Below are 251 nucleotides of genomic sequence, written 5' to 3'. Positions count from 1 at the left end.
CGCCAAGGAAGATGGTTCAGTAGTTAATGGCACCATCACCTCAACGGATATTGATGCGAATGACACGGCCACTTACAGCACCACTGCCACAATAGCGGGACTGACGTTCAACAATGACGGCAGCTGGGGCTTTGACCCAAGCGATGCAGCCTACCAGAGTATGGCTGAAGGCCAGACTCAGACCTTAACTATTCCAGTCACGGTCACAGATGCAGCCGGTGCCACTAACACCCAAGACCTGGTCATTACCC

Annotated in this window: 1 protein-coding gene; it reads left to right on the top strand. The window is 53.4% G+C overall.

The annotated features are described in order from the left end of the window. The coding region (locus tag LZP69_RS16530; protein WP_234201760.1) for a VCBS domain-containing protein at positions 1–251 on the top strand (251 nt) is incomplete at both ends.

Origin of the sequence: Shewanella sp. AS1 (assembly GCF_021412565.1) — a bacterium.
GTDB lineage: Bacteria > Pseudomonadota > Gammaproteobacteria > Enterobacterales > Shewanellaceae > Shewanella.
Note: the sequence above shows the minus strand (reverse complement) of the source record. Positions and strands in the feature narration are given on the sequence as shown.